A 23,736-nucleotide genomic window follows, 5' to 3' on the forward strand; every position below is an offset into this window, starting at 1 on the left:
AGCGACGTCAAAACTTCACCCTGATTGGGGAAACATTGCGGAGAAATTTAGCAATGCACCGCTGTCTTGTGCAGCCGGTGCAGAATGGGGAGCCCGCGTGCAGTCTGTCAACCGTGGGACTGCGGTTGTCAAAGGTTTCCGGCCGCCTCGCCGGAAACCGCTAGCGACGGCACGATCAGGGGTGCCGTTTGGCAACACGTCGTCGCACCGCCAAAATCACAGCCAGCGCGACGAGCATGGCTGCGGGGATGTCACCGACTCTCGCATAGATGGTGGGCGGGATTGAGGTGGGCAGGTTTGCATCCAAAATGCCTTCGATTCCGAGACCGAGGCTGGCCACCGTGCGTCCGACCGGATCGATCACGGCCGAGATGCCGGTATTGGCGGAGCGGACCAGCGGCAGTCCGAGCTCGATGGCGCGCATCCGCGCCTGCTCCAGATGCTGATACGGACCGGTCGAAATGCCGAACCAGCCGTCATTGGTGAGGTTCACCATCCAGCCCGGGCGCTCGTCGCGCGTCCCGACCTCGCCGGGGAAAATCGCCTCGTAGCAGATCGACGGCAGCGCGGGCGGTGCGCCCGGCACCGGCAGCACGTGCCGCACCGTGCCGGCAATGAAGCCGCCACGCATCCGCGTCAGTTGTTCGAAGCCGAGCTTCTCCATCAAACCCTGGTAGGGAAGATATTCGCCGAACGGAACCAGGTGCAGCTTGTCGTAGACCGCAAGCACGCTGCCATCATGATCGATCACGTAGATCGAATTATAGGCCCGCGTGATCGGTGTGCCCGGCGGCAGATCGGGGGCGCGGACCGATCCGGTGATCAGCACCGTGCCCTTGGGCAGCAGCTCGGCGATTTGCGCCATCGCATCGGCTTCGCGCGTCAGGAAGAACGGAAAGGCGGATTCCGGCCAGATCAAAATCGTGGCAGCGCTCACGCCTGTCGATTGCGGCCCGGAGGCGCGGTCCGACAGCGCGAGATATTTCTTCATCACCTCCGCCTTGGCGGCGTAGTTGAATTTCAGGTCCTGCTGCAGGTTCGGCTGCATCAGGCGCAGCTTGGCACCCGCGACCATCGTGGTCGGATGCAGCGCCATGCGGATGGCGCCGAAGATGCCCATCACGACCAGCAGCGCAATGGCCGCGGCGGGCACGCGCCAGGCCAGGCTGCGATCGCGCGTGCGGTCGATCAGCACTGCCGGGCTCGCGAAGATCGCGACCGTGAGGAAGGTCATGCCCCACTGCCCGATCAGCGAGGCGGTCTGCGCCAGCGCCAGCGGCTCCGACAGCGCATAGCCGAAGGCGTTCCAGGGGAAGCCGGTCAGCACGTGTCCGCGCAACCATTCGCCGACCGTGAGGCTCGCGGCGAGCGCGAGAATGCGGGTGGCATCCTTGGTCCAGAGCAGGCGGGCCAGCGCAAAACCGATCGCGGTGAAAATCGAGAGATAGGCCGGCAGGCCCAGCACGGCAAACGGCGTCAGCCAGGCGAACACATCCGCGTCGACGAAGAAGGCGATGCCGATCCAGTAGAGGCCGGGGACGAAATAGCCGAGCCCGAACCAGTAGCCGGTCAGCGCCGCGGCGGGGACGCCGCCATATCGCCCGGCCCCGGCGCCATCGATCAGCCAGACCATCACGGGGAAGGTGATGAACAGCACCGGAAAGAAATTGAACGGGGCCAGCGCCAGCACCGACAGCGCGCCGCACGCCATCGCCAGCAGCGCGCGCTTCCACCCCCAGGTCAGGATGATAGCGAGCGCAATCTGCCGAAGTCGCTGGAACGCGCTCACTGCGGGCCGGTCCCGTCGGCAGGCGGCGGGGTTGGCGTGTCGCCGGCCGGCGGCTGGCCGCTCTCGGGCGGGGCCTCGCGGCGGCGGCTCTCGCGCTGGGTGCGCGGCGCCGGGCGTTCCTTCCGCGTCGAGATGCGCAGCCGCTTGACGCGGCGCGGATCGGCATCGAGCACCTCGACCTCGTAATGGCCGGGGCCCGAGATCACCTCGCCGCGCACCGGCAGGCGCCCGACGAAGCTGACGAGATAGCCGCCCAGCGTCTCCACTTCCTCGCCGGCCTCGCCGGTGACAAAGTCCTCGCCGATCACGGTGCGCACGTCGTCGAGGCTGGCGCGGGCATCGGCGATGAAGGCGTTGTCGGGCAGCCGCACGATCGACGGCGGCTCGTCGCTGTCATGCTCGTCGTCGATTTCGCCGACGATCTGCTCGACGATATCCTCGAGCGAAACCAGCCCGTCGCTGCCGCCATATTCGTCGACGACCAGCGCCAGATGAATGCGCGTCGCCTGCATCTGCGCGAGCAAATCGATCGCCCGCATCGACGGCGGTACATAGAGCAGCTTGCGGATGATGCGCGCGTCATGCAGCGGCAGTGCGAGATCGACGGTGCGCAAATCGAGCCCGGCCGGCAGCGGCTTCTTGCGCTTGGTCTTGGTGGCCTCCGACACGCGCGCACGCGCGGTCATGAAGGCGAGCAGGTCGCGGATGTGGACGATGCCGACGGGGTCGTCCAGCGTCTCGTTGTAGACCACGAGGCGCGAATGGCCCGCGCTCTCGAAACGGTCCATCAATTCGCCGAGCGGGATGTCGCGCTTCACCGCGATGATGTCGGCACGATGCACCATGACGTCGGCGATGCGGCGCTCGTGCAGGCCGAGGATGTTGCGCAGCATGGTGCGCTCGACCGCGGAGAAGCCGGTGTCGTCGGGTGTCGTCGCATCGAGCACGACCTGGAGATCGTCGCGCACCGATCCGGCCTTCCAACCGAACAGCGTGCGGATGGCGCGCAGCAGCCAGCCATCCGCTGTCGGGCGCAGCACTTCGCCGGGCGCTACCACGGCCGGCAGATTGGCCGTGTTGCGCGGATTGTCGTGAATAGGCTCTGAATCCGGCATCTCAGTGCGTCCCCGTGCGGTCTGCATAGGGATCGGGGATGCCGAGGTGAGCCAGGATCTCGGTTTCGAGCGTTTCCATCTCTTCCGCGTCGTCGTCGTTCTCGTGATCGTAGCCGATCAGATGCAGGAAGCCATGCACCGCGAGATGACTCAAATGATGGTCGAACGGCTTGTGTTCCTCGTCCGCCTCGCGCCGCATGGTCTCGTAGGCGATCGCGATGTCGCCGAGCATGCGCGGCGCATCGCCCGGCTTCCACTCGCCCTCCGGCTGGAGCGCGGGAAACGACAGCACGTTGGTCGGTTTGTCCATGCCCCGCCAGTTGCTGTTGAGCGTGCGGATGCCGGCATCATCGGTCAGCATCACAGCCACTTCCGCCTCCGCGACATCTTCATCGACGGATTCGGCGGCGGCCGCGACGGCGCGCTGGATCACGGTTTCGGCATCGGGCTCGCTCTGCCAGCAATCGGCGACGACGAGAACCTCGGTCATGGGAAGGTTGGGATGTGACATTGTCTTTGTTCGGAACGAAAGGGCGCTTCGTCCGCGCCCGCAGGGTCCGGCTGTTGTCCCGTCAGGATTTACCGGCGGCCGGCCGCTGCGGCTGCCCTTCATAGGCAGAGACGATCCGCGCCACGAGCTCGTGGCGGATCACGTCCTCGGCTTTAAAATGAACTTGCGCAATGCCTTCGACGCCGCTCAGAAGCCGGGTTGCTTCGGCCAGTCCCGAGGTCTGGCCGTTCGGCAGATCGATCTGCGAGGGATCGCCGGTCACGATCATGCGGCTGTTCTCGCCGAGACGGGTCAGGAACATCTTCATCTGCATCGATGTCGTGTTCTGCGCCTCATCGAGGATGATCGCGGCGTTGGTCAGCGTACGGCCGCGCATGAAGGCGAGCGGCGCGATCTCGATCTCGCCGGTCTGCAATGCGCGTTCGACGATGCGTGCGTCCATGAGGTCGTAGAGCGCGTCGTAGATCGGGCGCAGATACGGATCGACCTTCTCGCGGAGGTCGCCGGGCAGGAAGCCCAGCCGCTCGCCGGCTTCGACCGCCGGACGCGACAGGATGATCTTGTCGACCTCCTTGCGCTCGAACAATTGCGCGGCATGCGCGACCGCGAGCCAGGTCTTGCCGGTGCCGGCGGGGCCGATGCCGAACACGAGCTCATGGCGCTTCAGCGCGCGGATGTAGGAGTCCTGCGCAGCCGTGCGTGCGCGCACCGGGCGCTTGCGCAAGTTGATGCTGTCGAAGGTCGACTTCGCTGACTTGGCGTCGAACTCGAACAGCGACCCTTGCGCGATCACCGCGCGAATCGCGCCTTCGACCTCGCCCTGGTCGACATCCTGCCCCTTCACGGCGTGCGCGTAGAGCGTCTCCAGCACGCGGCGCGCCGCATCGCAGCCATCGCGCGAGCCGCCGATGGTGATGTGATTGCCTTTGGAGTCCACGACGACGCCGAGCCGCCGCTCGATCTGCGCCAAATTCTGGCCATAGGGTCCGACCAGCGCGGATGCGGCGCGGTTGTCGTCGAAGTCGATGACGACCTGGGTCTCGGGCGGAACTTGCATGTCGCGGTCAAATTTGCGGCTGGGAGCGATAGAAGACGAATCCGATGCGCTTTTTGGCAAGGGTTCAGGCTCCAGTGGCTATGAATGATAAAGCGGGCTCGTGCGTGCGCGGCGTGGCGAGCTCGCCGAGGAAACTGTAACGCTCGAGGCTGTCGATCCGCACCGGCAGGATCTGTCCGATGATGTCGGGCGAGGCCATGACATGGGCAGGTTGAAGGAAGGCGGTGCGGCCGACGATCTGGCCTTCCCTGCGCGCCGGACGTTCGAACAGCACGTCGACCGTTGAGCCAATCGCAGCCTTGTTGAAGGCCGATTGCTGGCTGTCGATCAATTCCTGGAGCCGCTCCAATCGCTGGTCCATCTCGACGGGGGAAACCGTCTCCTGCATATCCGCGGCCGGCGTTCCCGGCCGGGCGGAGTATTTGAACGAATATGCCGCAGCGTAGCCGATTTGCGTGACAAGCGCGAGTGTGGCGAGAAAATCTTGCTCGCTCTCGCCGGGGAAGCCGACGATAAAATCTGATGAAAAAGCAATGTCTTGGCGCGCCGACCGGAAACGGTCGATGACACGCCGATAATCATCGGCGGTATGTTTCCGGTTCATGGCGGCCAGGATTCGGTCCGAACCCGACTGCACCGGCAGGTGCACGAACGGCATCAGTGCGGCGAGATCACGATGGGCTGCAATCAAGCTGTCATCGACGTCGCGGGGGTGGCTGGTCGAATAGCGCAGCCGTGCGACGCCGGGAATCTCGGCCAGGCGCTCCAGCAATTGGCCGAGCCCCCAGCTTTTTCCGTCCGGTCCGTCGCCATGATAGGCGTTGACGTTCTGGCCGATCAGCGTGAGCTCGCGCACGCCGTTGTCGGCGAGACGCTTCACGTCGTCGACGATCTTTGCCACCGGACGCGAGACTTCGGCGCCGCGCGTGTAGGGTACGACGCAGAAGGTGCAGAACTTGTCGCAGCCTTCCTGCACCGTGACGAAAGCGGAAATGCCGCGCGCGCGGATCGCATCGGGCTTCGGCTGGGCGAGGAAGCCGAATTTGTCCGCGGCCGGAAACTCGGTCTCGATCGCGCGGCCTTCATGGCCGGCGCGCTTCAACAACTCGGGCAGATGATGATAGCTCTGCGGACCGACCACGACGTCGACGGTGGGCGCGCGACGCACGATCTCCTCGCCTTCGGCCTGCGCGACGCAGCCTGCCACCGCAATCTGCATGGCGCGGCCCTCGCGCGCGGCCTCTTCCTTGGCGACGCGCAGGCGGCCGAGCTCGGAATAGACCTTTTCGGAGGCTTTTTCGCGAATGTGGCAGGTGTTGAGGATGACGAGGTCGGCGTCCTCGGCGTTGGCCGTCTCCACGAATCCTTCCGGAGCCAGCGTGTCCACCATGCGCTGGGCATCGTAGACGTTCATCTGGCAGCCATATGATTTGATGTGCAGCTTGCGCGGCGGCTTCATGGAACCCGGAATTGAGGTGGAGGACGGCCCTCAGATATAGGCTGGGGGCCCGAAAATCCAGCGATTGGGGCGTGAAAGGGGCGTTTCAAGGTACGACGCAGCCGCGAAATGCGGAATCGGGAGGTTTGGCGCCGGATTCAGCCCGTCAGGGCGTCCGCGGCGACCTGCCGGACCAGCTCGGGCAATTGATGCATGTCCGAGAAGGTCAGGTCGGCACCGGCCTGGCGCAGGGTCTCGGCATGGCCGGCCCCGCAATGGCTGCCGCCGTAAAAGCCGAGCACTTTCATCCTGGCCGCCCGCGCCCCGGCGATGCCGGCAAGGCTGTCCTCGATCACGACACAGCGCTCGGGCGGGACGCCCATTTCCTTCGCAGCAAACAGGAACAGGTCCGGTGCGGGCTTGCCGTTTGTCACCTGCGAGGACGAGAAGATGTTCGGCGCGAGGCGTTCGTAGAGCCCCGTGCGTCCGAGACTCACCCGCATGCGTGGATGCGAACCGCTCGAGGCAACGCAGACAAATTGCGTCACGACGTCGAGCACGTCGTGGATGCCGCGGATCGCTTCGAGGTCGGCCTCGAATGCGCGAAACAGCTCGTCCTGCAGATCGCCGTGATAGGCCTCGGGCAACTTGCGGCCGAGTTCGGTTTCGATCTCGAGATTGGCCTGCTTTGTCGAGCGGCCAAGGAAGCGCTCGGACACCTGCTCCGATGTGATCGGATAGCCGTGCCGGGTCAGCACATCCGCATGCGCGCGACAGGAGATCACCTCGCTGTCCACGAGCACGCCGTCGCAATCGAAGATGATGAGGTCAACGGCCACGAGATCAGGATGTCGGCTTGTCGTCGTCGAGCGGAACGCAATAGAGCTCGAGCCGGTGATCGACCAGCTTGTAGCCGAGCTTGCGGGCGATCTCCGCCTGGAGCTTCTCGATCTCTTCCGAGGTGAACTCAATCACCTTGCCGTCGCGCAGATTGATGAGGTGGTCGTGATGGCTGTCGCGCATCGTCTCATAGCGTGCGCGGCCCTCGCGGAAATCGTGACGCTCGATGATGCCGGCATCCTCGAACAGTTTGACGGTGCGATAGACGGTCGAGATCGAGATCTTGTCGTCGACCGCGACGCAGCGCCGGTACAATTCCTCGACGTCGGGATGATCGACCGCTTCCGCAAGCACGCGGGCTATGACGCGGCGTTGCTCGGTCATGCGCATGCCGGTTGCGGCACAGCGCGCCTCGATGCCGGACGCCTTGGATGCGGGAGAGGGTTTAAGTCCAGTCATGTGATGTCTGCCTGACGGGGCGCTTTCTGCCATCAATATTACGACAAGTCACGTCGCATCAGAAGTGCGTTCAATTGTTCCCCGTTGGCCTGTTTATAGTAGCGTTCGCGGCGCCCGACCACCACGAATCCGCCTCTCGCATAGAGCCGTCGTGCCGGCTGATTGTTCTCCTCGACCTCCAGAAATATCGTGCGCACGCCTCGCCCTGCGAGGTGACCGAGATGGGTCATCAGCAGCGTGCGGGAAAGGCCGCGGCCGCGATGGGACTGGTCGACCGCGACCGAGAGGATTTCGGCTTCGTCCGCGCCGATCCGCGACACGGCAAAGCCGATCGTCTTGCGACCGAGCCGCAAGCGGTGGACGAGTGTGTTGCGCTCGCTGAGCATGGTCTCGAACTCGCTCTCGCCCCAGCCGTGCGCGAAGGAGGCGCCGTGGAGCTGCGCCAGCCGCGCCGCGTCGCGCGCGGACGCCGGTTCGACGGCGGCGGTGCCGCCGCGCCACCATTCCGAAAGCCATCTCATCATGACGTTGCGGCTTGAGCTGCGAGCAGCGGCTGGGCCGCCGGCTTTGCATCGGGCGCCTTCAGATAGAACGGCCGCGCCGGATTGGTGTCGGGATTTGCCGCGGCGCCGAGCCAGGCGACCCAGCTGATGTCGGGCGCGGGCTGCGCGTCGATCGAAACAGGTTGTGGCGCATCTTTCGGCCAGCGCTCGGCGAGAATTTTCGCGGCGTTGCCGACCAGATGCGGCGGGCCGAATTTCGAGGCTGCGATCGCCTCGTCGATGGGAGCGACGGCCGGCCGCAGCAGCAAGCTGCCGTCACCGGCCACGATCTGGAAATAGACGTGGTCGTGCCGCGCATCGATCGCCGAGATCACCGGCACCGGTCCGCTCTGGCCGACAATGGCGGCCGCATAGGCCGACAAGGTCGTCAGTCCGACAGCCGGCCGCTTGGCCGCGAGCGCAAGACCGCGGGCCGCCGAAATGCCGACGCGCAAGCCGGTGAAGCTGCCGGGGCCGACCGTGACCGCGATGCGGTCGAGCGCCGTGAAAGCGAGATTGGCCGACTGCATCACGCGCGCGATCATCGGCATCAGCGCCTCGGCATGGCCGCGCTTCATGAGCAACTGCTCCTGCGCGAGGAGCTCGCCGGCGTCGGTGTCCAGAACGGCAGCCGCGCACGCCTCCAGCGCGGTGTCGAGAGCAAGGATCAGCATAAAGCCATCATAGCATTGGCAATCGGATGATGCCCAAGGTTCTTGCCGTCATGGCCGGGCTTGACCCAGCCATCCACGACTTTGCGGCCACAAAACGCGGATGCCCGGGACAGGCCCGGGCATTACGGAATTCAGTGCGTCGATCGTCCAGATTACATCGGCCGGACTTCAACCACGTCAGGCACGAAGTGCTTCAGCAGATTCTGGATGCCGTGCTGGAGTGTCGCGGTCGATGACGGGCAGCCGGCGCAGGAGCCCTTCATGTTGAGATAGACGATGCCGTCCTTGAAGCCGCGGAAGGTGATGTCGCCGCCGTCATTGGCGACGGCAGGCCGCACGCGGGTCTCGATCAGATCCTTGATCATGTCGACCGTCTCGGCATCGGACTCGTCGAAGAACTCGTCTTCGTCATCGAGATCGACATCGCTTTGCACCGTGCCGCCGGCGAGCAGCGGCGCGCCGGACATGTAGTGCTCCATGATGGCGCCGAGGATCGCGGGCTTGAGCTGCTGCCATTCACCGTTCGCCTTGGTGACGGTGATGAAATCCGATCCATAGAACACGCCGGTGACGCCGGGCACCTCGAACAGCTTTTCCGCGAGCGGTGAGCGCGTTGCGGATTCGCGGCTCGCAAATTCCATCGGGCTGCCGTCGACAACGACGCGGCCGGGAATGAATTTCAGCGTGGCGGGATTGGGGGTGGCTTCGGTTTGAATGAACATGGTTTTCTCCAGACGTCGCCGGTTCAAGGCCGGCGCGTACTCCATCCAGTAGCAGATGGCGACGGCGAACGCACGGTCAAGGGGAGGGGAGGCCGTTCCGCTGTTATTTCAGCGGGTTAGGGCGGTGCCATCCTCCTTGGAGGGGAGGGTAAGTGGCAGCTACGCCAGCGAATCCACGCTTCCGTCGCTCAGCGCACCTGAAATGATCGTCACCGGCACCGGGAACGTGCCGAGCGCATGCGTGAGCAGCGCCACCCATGGGCCTGGCCCTTCCGCGCCGGGGCTGGCGGCGAGTACGAGCATGGCGATATCAGGGTCTTCGTCGATCACCGCGAGCAGCTGCTCCATCGCGGCGCCCTCGCGGATGAGCCGTTCCGGCGTGATCGCGGCGATGCCGTTGGCGCGGCCGGCGGCGCGGTCGAGCGCGGCTTCCGCCGCTTCATGCGCCTCGGCGCGCATGATGTCGGCGACACCCAGCCATTGCTGGTTCTGGTCCTCGATCTCGATGATGCGCAGCATCACCACGCCGCCGCCGGCGCGGATCGCCCAGCGGCTGGCGTAATAGACCGCGCGATCCCATTCGGCGGTGTCGTCGACGATGACGAGGCATTTGGGCTTGTGACCCGGCTCGAAGCAAAGTCGCTTGCTGGTCATGCATGTCCCGGAAAGTGCACGGGAAGCATGCTGCCATACTCGCCCACGCTTGGGGAGAGGCGAAGCGGCCCGCGCCGTGGCGCAGGCCCAAGTTCGCAACCGCAATAATCAGCGACGGCGGATGAAGCCGACGATGTCCTTGGAGAGGTTCATGGTCTCCCCGGCGAGGGCGCGGGCCCGGTCGGAACCATCGTTCAGGATGGTATCGATATGGCTGGGGTCGGCGACCAGGCGCTTCATTTCGCCGGCGATCGGCGCGAGCTTCGTCACGCACAGCTCCGCCAGCGCGTTCTTGAAGCTGGAGAACTGCCCGCCGCCGAACTCGGTGAGCACGCTGGCCTTGGAACGGCCGGAGAGCGCGGCGAAAATGCCGACGAGATTGTCGGCCTCGGGACGCGCTTCCAGGCCCTTCTCTTCGCTCGGCAACGGCTCCGGATCGGTCTTCGCCTTGCGGATCTTCTGCGCGATGGTGTCGGCATCGTCGGTCAGATTGATGCGCGAATTGTCGGATGCATCCGACTTCGACATCTTCTTGGTGCCGTCGCGCAAGCTCATCACGCGCGTCGCCGGGCCCGTGATCAAGGGTTCCGGCAACGGGAAGAACAGGCCGTCATTGGCGCCGTGGCTGCGAATGGAATCGCCGAAGTCGTTGTTGAACTTCTGCGCGATGTCGCGCGAGAGCTCAAGATGCTGCTTCTGGTCCTCACCGACTGGAACGTGGGTGGCGCGGTAAAGCAGAATGTCGGCGGCCATCAGCACGGGATAGTCGAACAGCCCGACCGAGGCGTTCTCGCGGTCCTTGCCGGCCTTCTCCTTGAACTGGGTCATGCGGCCGAGCCAGCCCATGCGCGCGACGCAGTTGAAGATCCAGGCGAGCTCGGCGTGGCCGGACACCTGGCTCTGGTTGAACACGATGTGCTTCTTGGGATCGATGCCGCTGGCGATGAACGCCGCGGTCACCTCGCGGGTGTTGCGCGCGAGCTCGGCCGGGCCGCCCCAGACGTCCAGGCCCTGCGTGATCGCGTGCATGTCGACGACGCAATAGATGCAGTTGTGGGTTTCTTGCATCTTCACGAAGTTGACGATCGCGCCGAGGTAATTGCCGAGGTGCAGATTGCCGGTCGGCTGGACGCCCGAAAAAACCCGTTCAACGAATGGCATGGCAAGTGTTCCCAGAGGTATTCGGGCCGTCGTTTCCAACAGCGGCGCTGCCCCGTCAAGGGTAATTCGATCAACCCGCGCGGGCCGAGGTCGGTCAGGCGGGCCGCTTCAGGGCGTTAACCGCCTCGCGCCAGGACACCGCGCCGAGGATTTGCAGGAGCAGGCCGTAGACGGCGATTCCGGCGCCGATCTGCAAGCCCAGCACAATGAAGCGGATGAGGCCGTGGGCCTCGACCGGCATCAGCCCCGCTGTTAGCCAGAGCAGGGCGCCCATCGCGGCGGCCGCAAGCACGATCCGCGGCAGCCGTTTGCGGGCGGCGGCGTCGACCGAGAAGCCGAATTCGCTGGTGCCGTTCCGAAGCAAAGAGACAGCGCTGCTCCAGGCGCCGGCGGCGATGCTCGCGGCGACCCCGCTCGCGCCGAAGAAGTGGCCGAGCAGGACGGCGAGCGCGACCGCGACGACAAAGCCTTTGGCGGTTGCGAGCAGCGGCGTCATCGTGTCGCTGCGGGCAAAGAAGGCCGGCGACAGCGCCTTGATCAGCACATGCGCCGGCAGGCCCAGCGCCAGCCACAGCAGTGCATGCGCGGTTGCCGTACTGTCCTCCGCGCTGAACGCGCCGTGCTCGAACAACAGCCGCACGATAGGATCGGCCAGCACGGCAAGGCCCAGCGTGGCGGGCAGAGCCAGCCCGGTCGCAAGCTCCAGCGCGCGAGATTCCGCATGCGCGACGGCCTCACGGTCGCCGCCTCCCACTGCGCGCGTCAATTCCGGCACCAGCACCGTGCCCATGGCGACGCCGACAATGCCGAGCGGCAGCTCGATCAGGCGGTTGGCGAAATAGAGCCAGGACACGGCAGACGGCGTCGCCGAGGCGATGATTGCGCCGGCCACCATCAGCCATTGCGGCCCCGAGCTTGCGATCATGCCGGGGATCGCCTTGGCGAAGAAGCCGCGCATCTCCTTGTCGAAACTTGCGCGCAACGGTGACGCAAGATGCGCACTTCGCTGCGACGCCAGCATCAGGAGTTGCAGCAGGCCGGCAATGCCGACGGTCGCCGCCAGCATCCATGTGGCGAAGGACGCATCGGCGTGCCAGACAAGCAGCATCGCGATTGTTGCAATCAGCGCGATGTTGAACAGCAGCGGCGAGAACGCCGTGAGCGCAAATCTTCCTTGCGCGTTCAGCAGTCCCATCAGCACCGTGACCGGACCGGCAAAGGCCAGATAAGGCAGCATCAACCGTGCGTTCTGGACCGCGAGATCGAGCGTGGGGCTGCCGACGAAGCCCGGCGCGATGATCATGATGATCAGCGGCATTGCGACGGCAATGGCAATCGAGATCACGATCAGGGCCGCGCTGACTGTGCCGAGCACCCGCCCCGCAAACGCGGAGGAGGCCGCTTCGCCATCGCGGTCACGGACGCGCAGCCAGGCCGGGATCAGGGCCGCATTCAGCGCCCCTTCGCTGAGCAGGCGCCGCACCACGTTGACGAGCTGGAAGGCGGCGAGAAAGGCATCCGCCACGGCGCCGGTGCCGAGCAGCGCCGCGATCAGGGAATCGCGGGCAAAGCCCAGCAGCCGCGAGGCCAGTGTTCCCGTCGAGACTGTCAGGAAGGAGCGGATCATTGTGCCGACATAATACCGTTGCTTGCCCGTGGAGGCCCGGTCGTGATAGGCCGCGGACCAGATTTCAGGGCGACAGGAAGCGGATTTCCGCGGGTATCGCAATCCGGCAAACAGGATCAAGGTGAATGGCTGACGTGAAATATGACGTTCTCGGCATCGGCAACGCGCTGTTCGACGTGCTGGTCCGGACCGATGAAGCCTTTTTGGCCAAGCACGGCATGACCAAGGGCAGCATGTCCTTGATCGACGAGGCGCGGGCCGCCGCGATCTATGCCGACATGGGCCCGGCGACCGAAGTCTCGGGCGGCTCGGCCGCCAACACCATCGTCGGCATCGGTAGCCTGGGCGCGCGTGCCGCTTATGTCGGCAAGGTCAAGGACGACCAGATCGGCAAGCTCTATGTCCACGACATCCGCGCCGCCGGCGTCGCCTTCAACACGCCGGCCGCGAAAGACGGCCCGGCCACCGGCTGCTCCTACATCCTGGTCACGGGCGACGGCGAGCGCACAATGAACACCTATCTCGGCGCGGCGCAGGATCTGTCGCCCGCCGATATCGATCCGGCCGAGATCGCAGCCGCCAAGATCGTCTATCTCGAAGGCTATCTCTGGGATCCGCCGGGCGCCAAGGAAGCCTTCCTGAAGGCCTCCAAGATTGCCCACGAGGCCGGCCGCAAGGTGGCGCTGACGCTGTCGGACTCCTTCTGCGTCGGCCGCTACCGTGACGAATTTCTCGGACTGATGCGCAACGGCACGGCCGACATCGTGTTCGCCAACGAATCCGAGCTGCACTCGCTCTACGAGACCTCCGACTTCGACACCGCGCTCAAGCAGCTGCGCAGCGACGTCAAGCTCGGCGTGGTCACCCGCAGCGAGAAGGGCTGCGTGGTGGTGACGCCGACGGACGCCGTTTCTGCGCCGGCCTCACCCATCGCGCAATTGGTCGACACCACCGGCGCCGGCGATCTGTTCGCGGCCGGCTTCCTGTACGGCCTCTCGCGCGATCTGTCGCACAAGCAATGCGGCGAACTCGGTGCGCTCGCGGCCGCCGAGGTGATCCAGCACATCGGCGCGCGCCCGCAGGTGTCGCTGAAGGAGCTGGCCCAGCAGCGCGGGCTGACGGTTTAACTCCGCTTTCTCCCCGTCGTTGCGAGGAGCGTAGCGACGAAGCAATCCAGTCTGCCTCCGCGGAAAGATTCTGGATCGCTTCGCTGCGCTCGCAATGACGCCGGGGTTGCCAATTTAGGCCGTCTTCGCCGCCTTCAGCCCCAGCCGCTGCTCGACCGCGTCGCGCATCACGAATTTCTGGATCTTTCCGGTCACGGTCATCGGAAATTCGTCGACGAACTCGACGTAGCGCGGGATCTTGTTGTGGGCGATCTGGCCATCGCAGAAGGCGCGGACCTCCTCTGCGGTCAGCGTCTCGCCTGACCTGACACGAACCCAGGCGCAGAGCTCCTCGCCGTAGCGGGTGTCGGCCACGCCAAAGATCTGCACGTCCTGGATCTTCGGGTGACGGTACAAGAATTCCTCGATCTCGCGTGGATAGAGGTTCTCGCCGCCGCGGATGACCAGATCCTTGATGCGGCCGACGATGTTGCAATAGCCCTCGTCATCGATGGTCGCGAGATCGCCGGTGTGCATCCAGCCGTTGGCATCGAGTACGTCGCCGGTCTTTTCCTTCTCCTCCCAATAGCCCAGCATCACGCTGTAGCCGCGGGTACAGAGCTCGCCGCGTTCGCCGCGTTTGACGATCCGGCCGTCGAGATCGACGACCTTCACCTCGACGTGCGGATGAATCCGCCCGACGGTGGAGACGCGCCGCTCGAGCGGATCGTCTGTCGCGCTCTGGAAGCTGACCGGGCTGGTCTCGGTCATGCCATAGGCGATGGTGACCTCGCGCATGTTCATCTCGGTGTTGACGCGCTTCATCACCTCGATCGGGCAGGGCGCGCCGGCCATGATGCCTGTGCGCAGTGATTTCAGATTGAACGTCGCGAATTCGGGATGATCGAGTTCCGCGATGAACATGGTCGGCACGCCGTACAACGCGGTGCATTTCTCCTGCTCGATCGCGCGCAGCGTCGCGAGCGGATCAAAGCCCTCGCCGGGATAGACCATGGTTGTGCCGAGCGTGACGGATGCGAGGTTGCCCATCACCATGCCGAAGCAATGATAGAGCGGCACGGGAATGCAGATGCGATCCTGCTCGGTCAGGCGCATCGCGCGGCCGGTGAAATAGCCGTTGTTGAGGATGTTGTGATGGGTCAGCGTCACGCCCTTCGGCGATCCCGTGGTGCCGCTGGTGAACTGGATGTTGACGGGATCGTCGAACTGAAGCGCCGCGCCGAGTGCGGCGAGCTGTCCGCCATGCGCAGGCCCACCCATGCGTGCGACCTCCTCGAAGGGGATCGTGCCGGGCGCTGAAGGTCCGCCGATCTGGATCACCATCCGCAAAGCCGGCAGCCGCGCCGCCTGCAGCTGTCCCGGTTTTGCGCTCGCCAGCTCCGGCAGCAGCGTGTTGAGCATCTCCATGTATTGGCTGGTCTTGAATGCCGTCGCGGTGACGATCGCCGCGCAGCCGACTTTCTTCAGCGCGAATTCCAATTCGCTGAGCCGATAGGCGGGATTGATCGTCACCAGGATCAGGCCAGCCTTGGCCGCCGCGAACTGGGTCAGCGTCCATTCCGGCCGGTTCAGCGACCAGATGCCGATCCGCTCACCGCGTTCGAGCCCGAGCGCGAGAAAGCCCGCAGCGAGTGCGTCGACGCGCTCCGAAAACTCCCTCCAGGTCCATCGTACGCCGTGGCTGGGCGAGACCAGTGCTTCACGGTTGCCCCAGCGCCGCACGGCGTGGTCGAGACTGCGACCGATGGTGTCGCCGAGCAGCGGCGTGTCCGAGATGCCGCAAACATAGCTGTTGCTCTTATCCGCCAAATCGAAATCCTCTCGTCAAAGATGGTCGGCGTGATCTCTCTCGGTCGTCATGGCCGGGACGAGCCCGGCCATGACGTGTGGTGAGAGTTCTCAGCCTCTCAGGCCGCCTTCTTCCCGCTGCCCGCATCTAGCCCGGCATAGACGCCGCGTTCAAATCCCGCGAACGCCTGCAGACATTTTGCATCCGCAAACGGTAGCAGCTGCATCAGGATCACGCCGGTGACGTCGCGCGCCGGGTCGATCCAGTAATAGGTGTTGGCGAGGCCGGCCCAGGCGAGGCTGCCGGCGCTGCGGCCTTCCGCGGTCTTGGCGGTGTTGATCATGAAGCTGAGGCCCCACTTCTTCACCTGATCCGGATAGAGATCGACGTCGTTGGTGTAGATCGGCGCCGCCGTGGCGAGCTTGGTCATGTTGAGATCGCCCATCTGGTTCTGCCCCATCATGGCGATCGTCTCGGCCTTCAGCACCTGGTTGCCGTTGCCGCGGCCCTTGTTCAGGATCATCTGGGTAAACTTGAGGTAATCGCCCGCGGTCGAATAGAGGCCGCCGCCACCCATGTGGAATTCCGGGTTCTGCTCGAGCTCGAACGGGATCGCGGCGAGCTGGCCGTCCTCGCCGCGGGCATGCATGCCGACCAGGCGCTTGCGCATGTCGTCGGTGATCTTGAAACCGGTGTCGGACATGCCGAGCGGCGCGAAGAGATTGTCGCGCAGATAAGCGTCAAGACGCTTGCCGCTGACGGCTTCCACGGCTTTGCCGACGAAATCGATATTGGTGCCGTATTCCCAGCGCGTGCCGGGATCGGTCATAACAGGCGTCTTCAGCGCGGCGTTCTGGCAGGTGGTGATCGCAGGGATGCCGGTCTTCTCAAGATAGACCGCGAGGTCGCCGTTCCACATGTTGTAGGCGAAGCCGGCGGTGTGGGTCATCAGCTGGCGCAGCGTGATCGCGCTCTTCGCCGGCCGCAGCTTTGGCTCGCCCTTGGCATCAAAGCCTTCCAGCACCTGCGGCTTGGCGAGATCGGGCAGCAGCGATCCGATCGGCGCATCGAGCGAGAGCTTGCCCTGCTCGACCAGCTGCATCGCGCCGGCACTGGTCACCGCTTTGGTCATCGAGGCGATCCAGAACACGCTGTCCGCGGTCATCGCATCGGGCTTGGACAGATCGCGCTTGCCGAACGCGCCCTGATACAGAACCTCGTTGCCGCTCGCGGCGATCGCAACAACGCCGGGAATCTCCTTGGCGTCGCTTGTCTTGCTCAGAATCCCGTCGATCTCAGCTTTGCTTTGCATACGCGTTTCCTCCGGTTTGATTATTGTTGGAAGTGACCGATTGTCCTCCCGCCTCCGCTGCGCGGCAAGCGTGGCGATATGCAGCCTCCGGTCGCGATGTCGTGATTTGACGGTCCCGGCGTGGCGCGGGACGACTGATTTGCAACACGTCTTCACAATCTGCGGTGGATGGCCGCGACTGACCGTGACCATGGATGGTCTCAGGCGATATGTTTCGAGCGTTTGAAGCACTTGAAACATTTTGTGCGTTGCGGCGTTCAGCATCGGGCCCAACGGGCGGCTGACGTTAAGACTTGAAGCAAATTTGGCGGCCGCTTAACCGGCCGCGAGGGGACCTGAAATGATTTCGACCTGGAGCGAATGGAAGCGCTATCCCCGTCCCGGACGGGGCGACAATCTCGAAGCGCCGATCGCACCCGGCATTTACGAGGTCCGCATCGCCGGCACCGGCGCGCTCTATTCCTTCGGCGCGGTCGACAATCTGGCGCAGGCCCTGGCGCTGCTGCCGGTCGGCTCAAAATCCTGGTTCGGCCGCCGCGACACCTCCGATGCGCCCGATCTCGAATATCGGACCTGTGCGACCTCCTCGAAGGCCGATGCCAAGGCCGCCGCCGAGCGTATGATCGGCCGCCGCGAGACCTATATGAGCGGCGCGGCGTAACCTTGGCGCTCCGAGTTTAGCTGCCGGCAGATGTGCGTTGCGGGACGGTGCATTGCGCACCGTCTGTCCCTATATTCCGGGCCGATTAACCGCCCGATGGAGTAACGCCATGACGCCGACCGCCGCCGCACGCGCCCAGCACGCCACCGCCACCCTGCGTGACCGGTTGAAGGACCCTTCGCTCCTGAAGGAGGCCTGCTACATCGACGGCGCCTGGGTCGGCGCGCCGGTCTTTGCCGTGAACAATCCCGCCACGGGCGTCGAGATCGCAAAGGTCCCGCAGCTCGGCGCGGACGACACCACCAAGGCGGTCGAAGCCGCCCAGCGCGCCTTCCCGGCCTGGGCCAAGCATACCGCCAAGCAGCGCTCCAACATCCTGCGCAAATGGTTCGAGCTGATCACCGCCAACCGCGAGGACCTCGCGCTGATCCTCACCTCCGAGCAGGGCAAGCCGCTGTCGGAAGCGCTCGGCGAGGTCGATATCGGTGCCGCCTATATCGAGTTCTTCGCCGAGGAAGCCCGCCGCGTCTATGGCGAGACCATCCCGTCGCAACGGCCCGATGCGCGCCTGCTTGCGATCAAGCAGCCGATCGGCGTCTGCGGCGCGATCACGCCGTGGAATTTCCCGAACTCGATGATCACCCGAAAGGTGTCGCCGGCGCTGGCCGCGGGCTGCACCGTGGTGCTGAAGCCCGCCAACGAGACGCCGCTGTCGGCTCTGGCACTGGCCGTGCTTGCCGAGAAGGCTGGCATCCCCAAGGGCGTGCTCAACATCATCACCGGTGACGCGCCGCCGATCGGCAAGGTGCTGTGCGAGCATCCGGCGGTGCGCTTTGTCGGCTTCACCGGTTCGACCGCCGTCGGCAAGATCCTCTACCAGCAGGCTTCCGTCGGCGTGAAGCGGCTCGGCCTCGAGCTCGGCGGCAACGCACCGTTCGTGGTGTTCGACGATGCCGACATCGACGCCGCAGTCGAGGGCGCGATCGTCTCGAAATACCGCAACATGGGCCAGACCTGCGTCTGCGCCAACCGCATCTACGCCCAGGACAAGATCTACGACGAGTTCGTCAAGAAGCTGTCGGCGAAGGTCTCGGCGATGAAGATCGGCGATGGCACCGAAGCCGGCGTCACGCAGGGCCCGTTGATCAACATGAAGGCGATCGACAAGGTCGAGCGCCACATTGCCGATGCCGTCAAGCGCGGCGCCAAGGTCGTCACCGGCGGCAAGCGCAGCGAGCTCGGACGTTCCTTCTTCGAGCCGACCGTGCTCGCCGACGTCAATCCGGACTCGCTGGTCTCGCAGGAGGAAACCTTCGGCCCGCTCGCGCCGGTGATCCGTTTCAAGGATGAAGCCGACGTGATCGCGATGTGCAACGCCTCGCCGTTTGGCCTGGCATCGTACTTCTATTCCCGCGATCTCGGCCGCGTCTGGCGCGTGGCCGAAGCACTGGAATCCGGCATGGTCGGCGTCAACACCGGCCTCATCACCACCGAAGTCGCGCCCTTCGGCGGCGTCAAGGAAAGCGGCCTGGGCCGTGAAGGCTCGCGCCACGGCATGGAAGAATATCTCGAGATCAAATACGTGATGATGGCGGGGGTGTGAGGACCCCCAATCAGTTCTTGCTTCGGCGCAGTTCACCAGGACTGCGCCCGAACTCGCGGCGCATCCATTTAGCCAGGTGGGACTGATGGGAAAAGCCTGCTTCCAGGGCGATGTCGCTGAGCTTGCGATCGCCCTGGAGGAGGAGCTGGCGTGCGTGCTCCAACCTCCGTCTCAGGATGTAGCGATGAATCGTGACCTCCGTGGCCGCCTTGAACCAGGTCCGCAGATGTGAGCTGCTGACGCCGGCCTCGCGGCAGAGAATGTCGATGGTGAGCGGCTGGTCGAGGTTTGCATCGATATAGGCCAGAACTCTCTGGAGTTGCGAGTTCGATAGGCGAACGGCCTTATCAAGCGGATCATTCGCCAGGTTGAGCAACTCGACCGCCAGGGCCATCCCAACGTTCTCGGCAAACAGCGGGCCGCTCGGCGAGCCTGCCTTGACGTCGCTTTCGAGAGCCTGCCCAAGCAGAACGATGCGGTCATTCCTCAGCATGTGATGGTGCGCGAGCCGCGCGGATGCCAATTGCCGGCTCTTTGATGCCGCATGATCCAGCATGCCCGGCGCGAGCCGGATCTGAAGCGACTGGTAGGGCGTTTCCGCAACGAAGCCGCCGACGGCGCCGGACGGAATCACATTGATATCGCCGGCCTGACGCAGAAATTTGTCTCCGGTCTCGAGACAAATTGTGCGCGTCGTAGGGCTGAGGTGGATGATGATCCGGTGATCGCCGATCGGGTCCAGCGCAACGAAATCCGGCTCGGTGCGCATGGCTGCGGCGGTGCTGCCGGTCGATGTTGGCGCCCAATTCGATCTCGCAGGCATGGGCAGGCTCCAGAATCTTCGGGCTCCAAAGGCTTGGCGGAACGTGATCGATATTTGGCGGATCGTGCGCGATTTTCAACGGGGCCGGCGTCAAAGAACTCATCTGTCGTTTTGTGGTAAATGAGGATGCAAAGTGAGTCATTACGTGATCGTCGGAGCCGGTCCCGTTGGGCGCGAGACGGCTCGTCTTCTGGCAGAGGAAGGACACAGCGTCATCCTCACCAGCAGGAATGCCGGGTCGCTCGATGCCGGGGATGTGCGTACGGTTTCGTCGGATGCCACCGATGCCGCTCAGCTCGCGGCGCTCAGCAAGGGCGCGGATGCGATCTTCATGTGCGCGATGGCGGCCTATCATCGATGGCCGACCGATTTCTTTCCGATCATGGACGGAACGGTCAAGGCGGCCGAACAGGTTGGCGCCAGGCTGCTCGTGGTCGGGAACGTCTACGGCTATGGCGCGGGAGCTGTGAGCCCTCTCACTCCCGACCTGGAGCCGGACCCGACCACCCGAAAGGGAACGACGCGCCACATCATGTGGCAGCGCGCGCTGCGATCGAACGTTCCTGCCGTCGAGGTCCGTGCAAGCGACTATCTGGGCAAGGATGCGGTCGCGTATTTCTCACTGTTGGCATTGCCGTCGCTGCTCAAGAACGAGCCGGTCTCTTTCCTTGGCGATCCCGATATGGCGCATGCCTGGTCGTTCACCAAGGACACCGCGAAGACGCTGGTCGCCGCAGCGCGCTTCACCGGAGAATGGGGCCGCGCCTTTCATGTGCCGTCGCAGTCCGCATCCGTACGCGAGCTGGTGCGACGATTCGCGGCCGCGCTGAAGATCGACGTTCCAAACCTGCTACGCCTCACCGCAGCCGATCTGGAAACCATCGGCTTCAGCGAGGGAATCGAGATGGCCTATTTGTTCGAAAAGCCGCTGCTGCTCGACGCCGACGAGACAGAGAAACTGCTGGGTGTCACCGCGAGCAGCCTGGACACGATGGTTCGTGACACCCTCGCGTAGGTGACAGGCATGGATGTGACTAGGAAGGAAACAGAATGAGCGAACAGGTGACAAATCTCGTCCAGGACTACATCGCCGTTTGGAACGAGCGCGATGCCGGGAAACGCCGGCTGCTGATCGACAAGGTTTTTAGCGACGAATGCGTCTATATCGACCCGAACGACTCGGTCGCCGGACGGGATGCAATCGAGCGCCTGGTGGAAGCGTTGCAGGCAAGGGTTCCGGATTTGCGTTTCACATTGGCGGGCCGCGTGAATGCGCATCACGATCAGGCCCTGTTTGGCTGGACACTGGCCGCGCTCGGAGCCGCAACGCCGGCTGCCACCGGCATCGACATGGCGGTCCTGGATGGAGACCGCATCCGGCAGCTTCATGGATTTGTAAATCCGCGGGACCAGTAGTTCGAAGCCCTATCGCCGCAGCACCGCGATCGTCCGGTTCGCAAATGTCAGCCGCTCCGCCATCACCGACACGAAATACGTCAGCAGCTTGTGGCTGAGCGCGGGGTCTTCTTCCCGGATCGCGTCGAACTGGTGCGTGTTCAGCACGTAGAGCACGCTGTCGACCTCGGCCTGGATGGTGGCGCTGCGCGGGGTCTGTGACACCAGGCCCATCTCGCCGATCGTGGTGTAGCGGCCCAGGCTGCGCACGCGCGTGGTGCGGTCGTCCTCGGCGGGGACCATGATGCCGACGCGGCCGTCGAGGATGAAGTGCATGGAATCGGCGGGATCGCCGGCCTGCACGATGACCTCGCCGGCTTCGACCTCGATGCGCTGGCAGCGGCGGATCAGCTCGTCGGCGTCGTCCTCGCTGTCGAGAATGCCGGTGAACCAGTCGCGCAGGCTGGCCTCTTCCTGCGCCAGGCCCTGGTGCTGCGAGATCAGTTCGTTCTCGCACCATTCCAGCGCACGATCGAGCTCGGGGATGATGGTGACGCTGCCGCCAACGAAATCGCTGGAGCGCAGCACCTTCTCGGCCGCGACCGACAGATGCACCAGGATCAGCTCGACGCCGAGATCGGCTGCGCTGCGCTTGATCTGGGCGAAACTGTAGGCTGCCGACGAATCCACACCGGTGACGAGCTTGAAGTCGAACAGCAGATAGCGGCACTCCGGGCGCTCATGGAGCAATTGCTTGACGTGCTGGTAGAGCCGGTTGGCGGAGCCGAAGAACAGATAGCTCTGCAGATTGAGGCCCTGGATCTTGCCGCCATGGGCCAGCAGCACCTCCTGGTCGTCGCGCGAGCGGTCGAGCGAGGAGCGGTATTCGGAGCCGTCAAAACTGTACTTGATCGATTCCACCCGCGCCGCGCTGAAGGCAAAGGTCGCGCAGCCGATGATGACCCCGATCAGGATGCCCGGCACGAAGCCCCAGGCCACGATGATGACGATGATGGCCACCAGCGACAGATATTCGAGCTTCGAAAGCCGCTTGCGCGACTCGATGATCCATTTGTGCAGCTGGTCGGCGCCGAGATAGAGCAGCAGGCCGCCAAGCACGAATTTCGGAATGAAGCCGAGCAGCTCGGGCGCGATGGCGAGCATCAGCAGCGACAGCACCGAGGCGGTGAGGCCGGACAGCCGTCCGCGGCCGCCGCTGGAGAAATTCAGGATCGAGCGGCTGATCGAGCTGCAGCCGGTGTAGCCGCCGAGCACGCCGGAGAGGATGTTGGCCGCGCCCGTGACGTTCAACTCGCGCTCCAGATTGGCCTCGCGGTGCACGGCGACCTCGATGCCGGTGGTGTTGAACAGCGTGCTCGACGCGGTGACGAAGATGACGGCGACGAGATTGCCGAGCAGGTCGGGCACGGCAAACCAGGGATATTGGGCGAGTTCGCCGGTGTGCCAGGGCAGCATGAACGCCGCCTGCGGCGGCGGCTGAAACGTCCAGCCCATACTGCGTGCCCCGTCGAGCGAGACACCCGAGATCCAGAACGCCAGATGTGCCGTGACCACGCCGCCGACCAGGATGATCGGCAGACCGAACGGATTCCGTGAGCGGTGCCAGGTCAGGTACAGCACCAGCGCCATGGCGCAGGCGGCGCCGAGCTCCAGCAGCGTGGTGCCGTTGGCGAAGCGCGGCAGTGTCGAGAGCTGCACCGGGTAATTGGTGATGACCCTGACCGCACCGAGGGCGATGAGAAGTCCGGTGGCACCGAGGAAGCCGCCGACCACGGGATAGGGCACGTAGCGGATGGCGCGGCCCAGCCGCGTCAGGCCCAGCCCGCACAGCACGACGCCAGTGAGCACGGTCGACAGGCCGAGCGTGATCAGGACCGGCGAGAGCAGCGGGGCCGAGAGATTGGCCGTTTCGATGTGCTCGACCAGCGAGGCCGCCAGAATTCCTGTGACGGCCGCGGTCGAGCTGTCGGGGGCGGCGATCGTAAAGGGAAGCGAGCTGCCGAGGCCAATCACGGCGGCAAGCACCGCCGAGCTGATGAAGGTCGCTGCGATGCCGTAGGACAGATAGGGCGAGAGCGGGCCGGCGAAGATCAGCAGCGAATAGGACAGCCCGAACGTGACGGTGAGGATGCTCGCAGCACCTCCGCCCAGCATATCATTCAGCGCACGCTTGACGGACGGGTTGATCCCAGCGACCGGATCAAAGCCAATTGCCGGATCTGTCACGTCCTGAAACTCGCTCATGAAATGTCCTGTCCGGAGAGGTAGACGACTACGAGCCTAGCGCAACAGGATTCTTGCAAATATGAAGTATCCGACAGTTCCGCGGCAATCCGCGTGTGAACGGTCAATCATATGGTGGACGGAAAACCGAAATGGTAGCCTCACACTCAGTGTCGTCCCGGCGAACGCCCTA

General features: G+C 64.5%; 22 protein-coding genes. 5 read left to right on the forward strand and 17 right to left on the reverse strand.

The window, feature by feature from the left end; genetic code table 11:
• Positions 1-175 precede the first annotated feature (175 nt).
• The 13 genes from lnt to murJ all read right to left on the reverse strand — a co-directional run bounded on the left by lnt (position 176) and on the right by murJ (position 12,589).
• Positions 176-1,789 carry an apolipoprotein N-acyltransferase gene (gene lnt / locus FXB40_RS17790; RefSeq protein ID WP_148773488.1) on the reverse strand — a complete coding sequence of 538 codons (1,614 nt, stop codon included), beginning with the start codon at positions 1,787-1,789 and terminating at the stop codon, positions 176-178.
• A complete protein-coding gene (locus FXB40_RS17795) occupies positions 1,786-2,904 on the reverse strand; it encodes a hemolysin family protein (protein WP_246207680.1) in 1,119 nt (372 codons plus the stop codon). Before FXB40_RS17795 ends, lnt begins: the two co-directional genes overlap by 4 nt.
• 1 nt (position 2,905) lies before the next feature.
• On the reverse strand, positions 2,906-3,415 hold the full coding sequence (ybeY, locus tag FXB40_RS17800; RefSeq protein WP_148773490.1) for an rRNA maturation RNase YbeY: 510 nt from the start codon (positions 3,413-3,415) through the stop codon (positions 2,906-2,908).
• Between the two features lie 61 nt (positions 3,416-3,476).
• Positions 3,477-4,472 (reverse strand): PhoH family protein, encoded by a 996-nt coding sequence (locus FXB40_RS17805; RefSeq protein WP_148773491.1) that lies wholly within the window; start codon positions 4,470-4,472, stop codon positions 3,477-3,479.
• 64 nt (positions 4,473-4,536) lie between these two features.
• On the reverse strand, positions 4,537-5,931 hold the full coding sequence (gene miaB, locus FXB40_RS17810) for a tRNA (N6-isopentenyl adenosine(37)-C2)-methylthiotransferase MiaB (RefSeq protein ID WP_148773492.1): 1,395 nt from the start codon (positions 5,929-5,931) through the stop codon (positions 4,537-4,539).
• 137 nt (positions 5,932-6,068) lie between these two features.
• Positions 6,069-6,749, reverse strand: coding sequence for an HAD family hydrolase (locus FXB40_RS17815; RefSeq protein ID WP_148773493.1), 681 nt, complete (start codon positions 6,747-6,749; stop codon positions 6,069-6,071).
• A 4-nt stretch (positions 6,750-6,753) separates the two neighbouring features.
• Complete coding sequence (locus FXB40_RS17820) at positions 6,754-7,209, reverse strand: Fur family transcriptional regulator (RefSeq protein WP_148773494.1); 456 nt, start codon at positions 7,207-7,209, stop codon at positions 6,754-6,756.
• Positions 7,210-7,247: 38 nt separating this feature from the next.
• Positions 7,248-7,733 (reverse strand): ribosomal protein S18-alanine N-acetyltransferase, encoded by a 486-nt coding sequence (rimI, locus tag FXB40_RS17825; RefSeq protein ID WP_148773495.1) that lies wholly within the window; start codon positions 7,731-7,733, stop codon positions 7,248-7,250.
• Positions 7,730-8,425 carry a tRNA (adenosine(37)-N6)-threonylcarbamoyltransferase complex dimerization subunit type 1 TsaB gene (gene tsaB / locus FXB40_RS17830; protein WP_148773496.1) on the reverse strand — a complete coding sequence of 232 codons (696 nt, stop codon included), beginning with the start codon at positions 8,423-8,425 and terminating at the stop codon, positions 7,730-7,732. The genes rimI and tsaB overlap by 4 nt, the downstream gene beginning before the upstream one ends.
• Positions 8,426-8,577: 152 nt before the next feature.
• Entirely contained in the window at positions 8,578-9,147 is a 570-nt protein-coding gene (locus tag FXB40_RS17835) for a NifU family protein (protein WP_148773497.1), read from the reverse strand.
• Between the two features lie 159 nt (positions 9,148-9,306).
• On the reverse strand, positions 9,307-9,801 hold the full coding sequence (locus FXB40_RS17840; protein ID WP_148773498.1) for a universal stress protein: 495 nt from the start codon (positions 9,799-9,801) through the stop codon (positions 9,307-9,309).
• Positions 9,802-9,909: 108 nt separating this feature from the next.
• On the reverse strand, positions 9,910-10,962 hold the full coding sequence (trpS, locus tag FXB40_RS17845) for a tryptophan--tRNA ligase (protein WP_148773499.1): 1,053 nt from the start codon (positions 10,960-10,962) through the stop codon (positions 9,910-9,912).
• 94 nt (positions 10,963-11,056) lie between these two features.
• Positions 11,057-12,589 carry a murein biosynthesis integral membrane protein MurJ gene (gene murJ, locus FXB40_RS17850; protein WP_148773500.1) on the reverse strand — a complete coding sequence of 511 codons (1,533 nt, stop codon included), beginning with the start codon at positions 12,587-12,589 and terminating at the stop codon, positions 11,057-11,059.
• 125 nt (positions 12,590-12,714) lie between these two features.
• On the opposite strand from murJ, the gene FXB40_RS17855 reads away from it, so the two are divergent.
• The gene (locus FXB40_RS17855) at positions 12,715-13,716 is read left to right on the forward strand and encodes an adenosine kinase (RefSeq protein ID WP_148773501.1); all 1,002 of its coding nucleotides are present in this window, start codon (positions 12,715-12,717) and stop codon (positions 13,714-13,716) included.
• A gap of 114 nt (positions 13,717-13,830) precedes the next feature.
• Here the strand turns inward: FXB40_RS17855 and FXB40_RS17860 are convergent, their stop codons facing one another.
• On the reverse strand, positions 13,831-15,525 hold the full coding sequence (locus FXB40_RS17860; RefSeq protein ID WP_148773502.1) for an AMP-binding protein: 1,695 nt from the start codon (positions 15,523-15,525) through the stop codon (positions 13,831-13,833).
• Between the two features lie 98 nt (positions 15,526-15,623).
• Complete coding sequence (locus FXB40_RS17865; protein WP_187436949.1) at positions 15,624-16,817, reverse strand: serine hydrolase domain-containing protein; 1,194 nt, start codon at positions 16,815-16,817, stop codon at positions 15,624-15,626.
• 340 nt (positions 16,818-17,157) lie between these two features.
• On the opposite strand from FXB40_RS17865, the gene FXB40_RS17870 reads away from it, so the two are divergent.
• Complete coding sequence (locus tag FXB40_RS17870) at positions 17,158-17,478, forward strand: hypothetical protein (RefSeq protein WP_148773504.1); 321 nt, start codon at positions 17,158-17,160, stop codon at positions 17,476-17,478.
• Positions 17,479-17,587: 109 nt separating this feature from the next.
• Positions 17,588-19,081, forward strand: a complete 1,494-nt coding sequence (locus FXB40_RS17875; protein ID WP_148773505.1) for an NAD-dependent succinate-semialdehyde dehydrogenase — start codon at positions 17,588-17,590, stop codon at positions 19,079-19,081.
• Between the two features lie 10 nt (positions 19,082-19,091).
• Here the strand turns inward: FXB40_RS17875 and FXB40_RS17880 are convergent, their stop codons facing one another.
• Positions 19,092-19,850, reverse strand: coding sequence for an AraC family transcriptional regulator (locus tag FXB40_RS17880; protein ID WP_187436950.1), 759 nt, complete (start codon positions 19,848-19,850; stop codon positions 19,092-19,094).
• Between the two features lie 187 nt (positions 19,851-20,037).
• On the opposite strand from FXB40_RS17880, the gene FXB40_RS17885 reads away from it, so the two are divergent.
• Both FXB40_RS17885 and FXB40_RS17890 read left to right on the forward strand, forming a co-directional pair.
• Positions 20,038-20,919 (forward strand): NAD(P)H-binding protein, encoded by an 882-nt coding sequence (locus FXB40_RS17885; RefSeq protein WP_148773507.1) that lies wholly within the window; start codon positions 20,038-20,040, stop codon positions 20,917-20,919.
• A gap of 35 nt (positions 20,920-20,954) precedes the next feature.
• Positions 20,955-21,320 carry a nuclear transport factor 2 family protein gene (locus tag FXB40_RS17890; RefSeq protein ID WP_148773508.1) on the forward strand — a complete coding sequence of 122 codons (366 nt, stop codon included), beginning with the start codon at positions 20,955-20,957 and terminating at the stop codon, positions 21,318-21,320.
• Positions 21,321-21,329: 9 nt separating this feature from the next.
• Here the strand turns inward: FXB40_RS17890 and FXB40_RS17895 are convergent, their stop codons facing one another.
• Positions 21,330-23,546: a SulP family inorganic anion transporter gene (locus tag FXB40_RS17895; RefSeq protein WP_148773512.1), complete on the reverse strand. Its 2,217-nt coding sequence runs from the start codon at positions 23,544-23,546 to the stop codon at positions 21,330-21,332.
• Positions 23,547-23,736: the final 190 nt, after the last annotated feature.

Source organism: Bradyrhizobium rifense (assembly GCF_008123425.1).
Classification (GTDB): Bacteria; Pseudomonadota; Alphaproteobacteria; order Rhizobiales; family Xanthobacteraceae; genus Bradyrhizobium; species Bradyrhizobium rifense.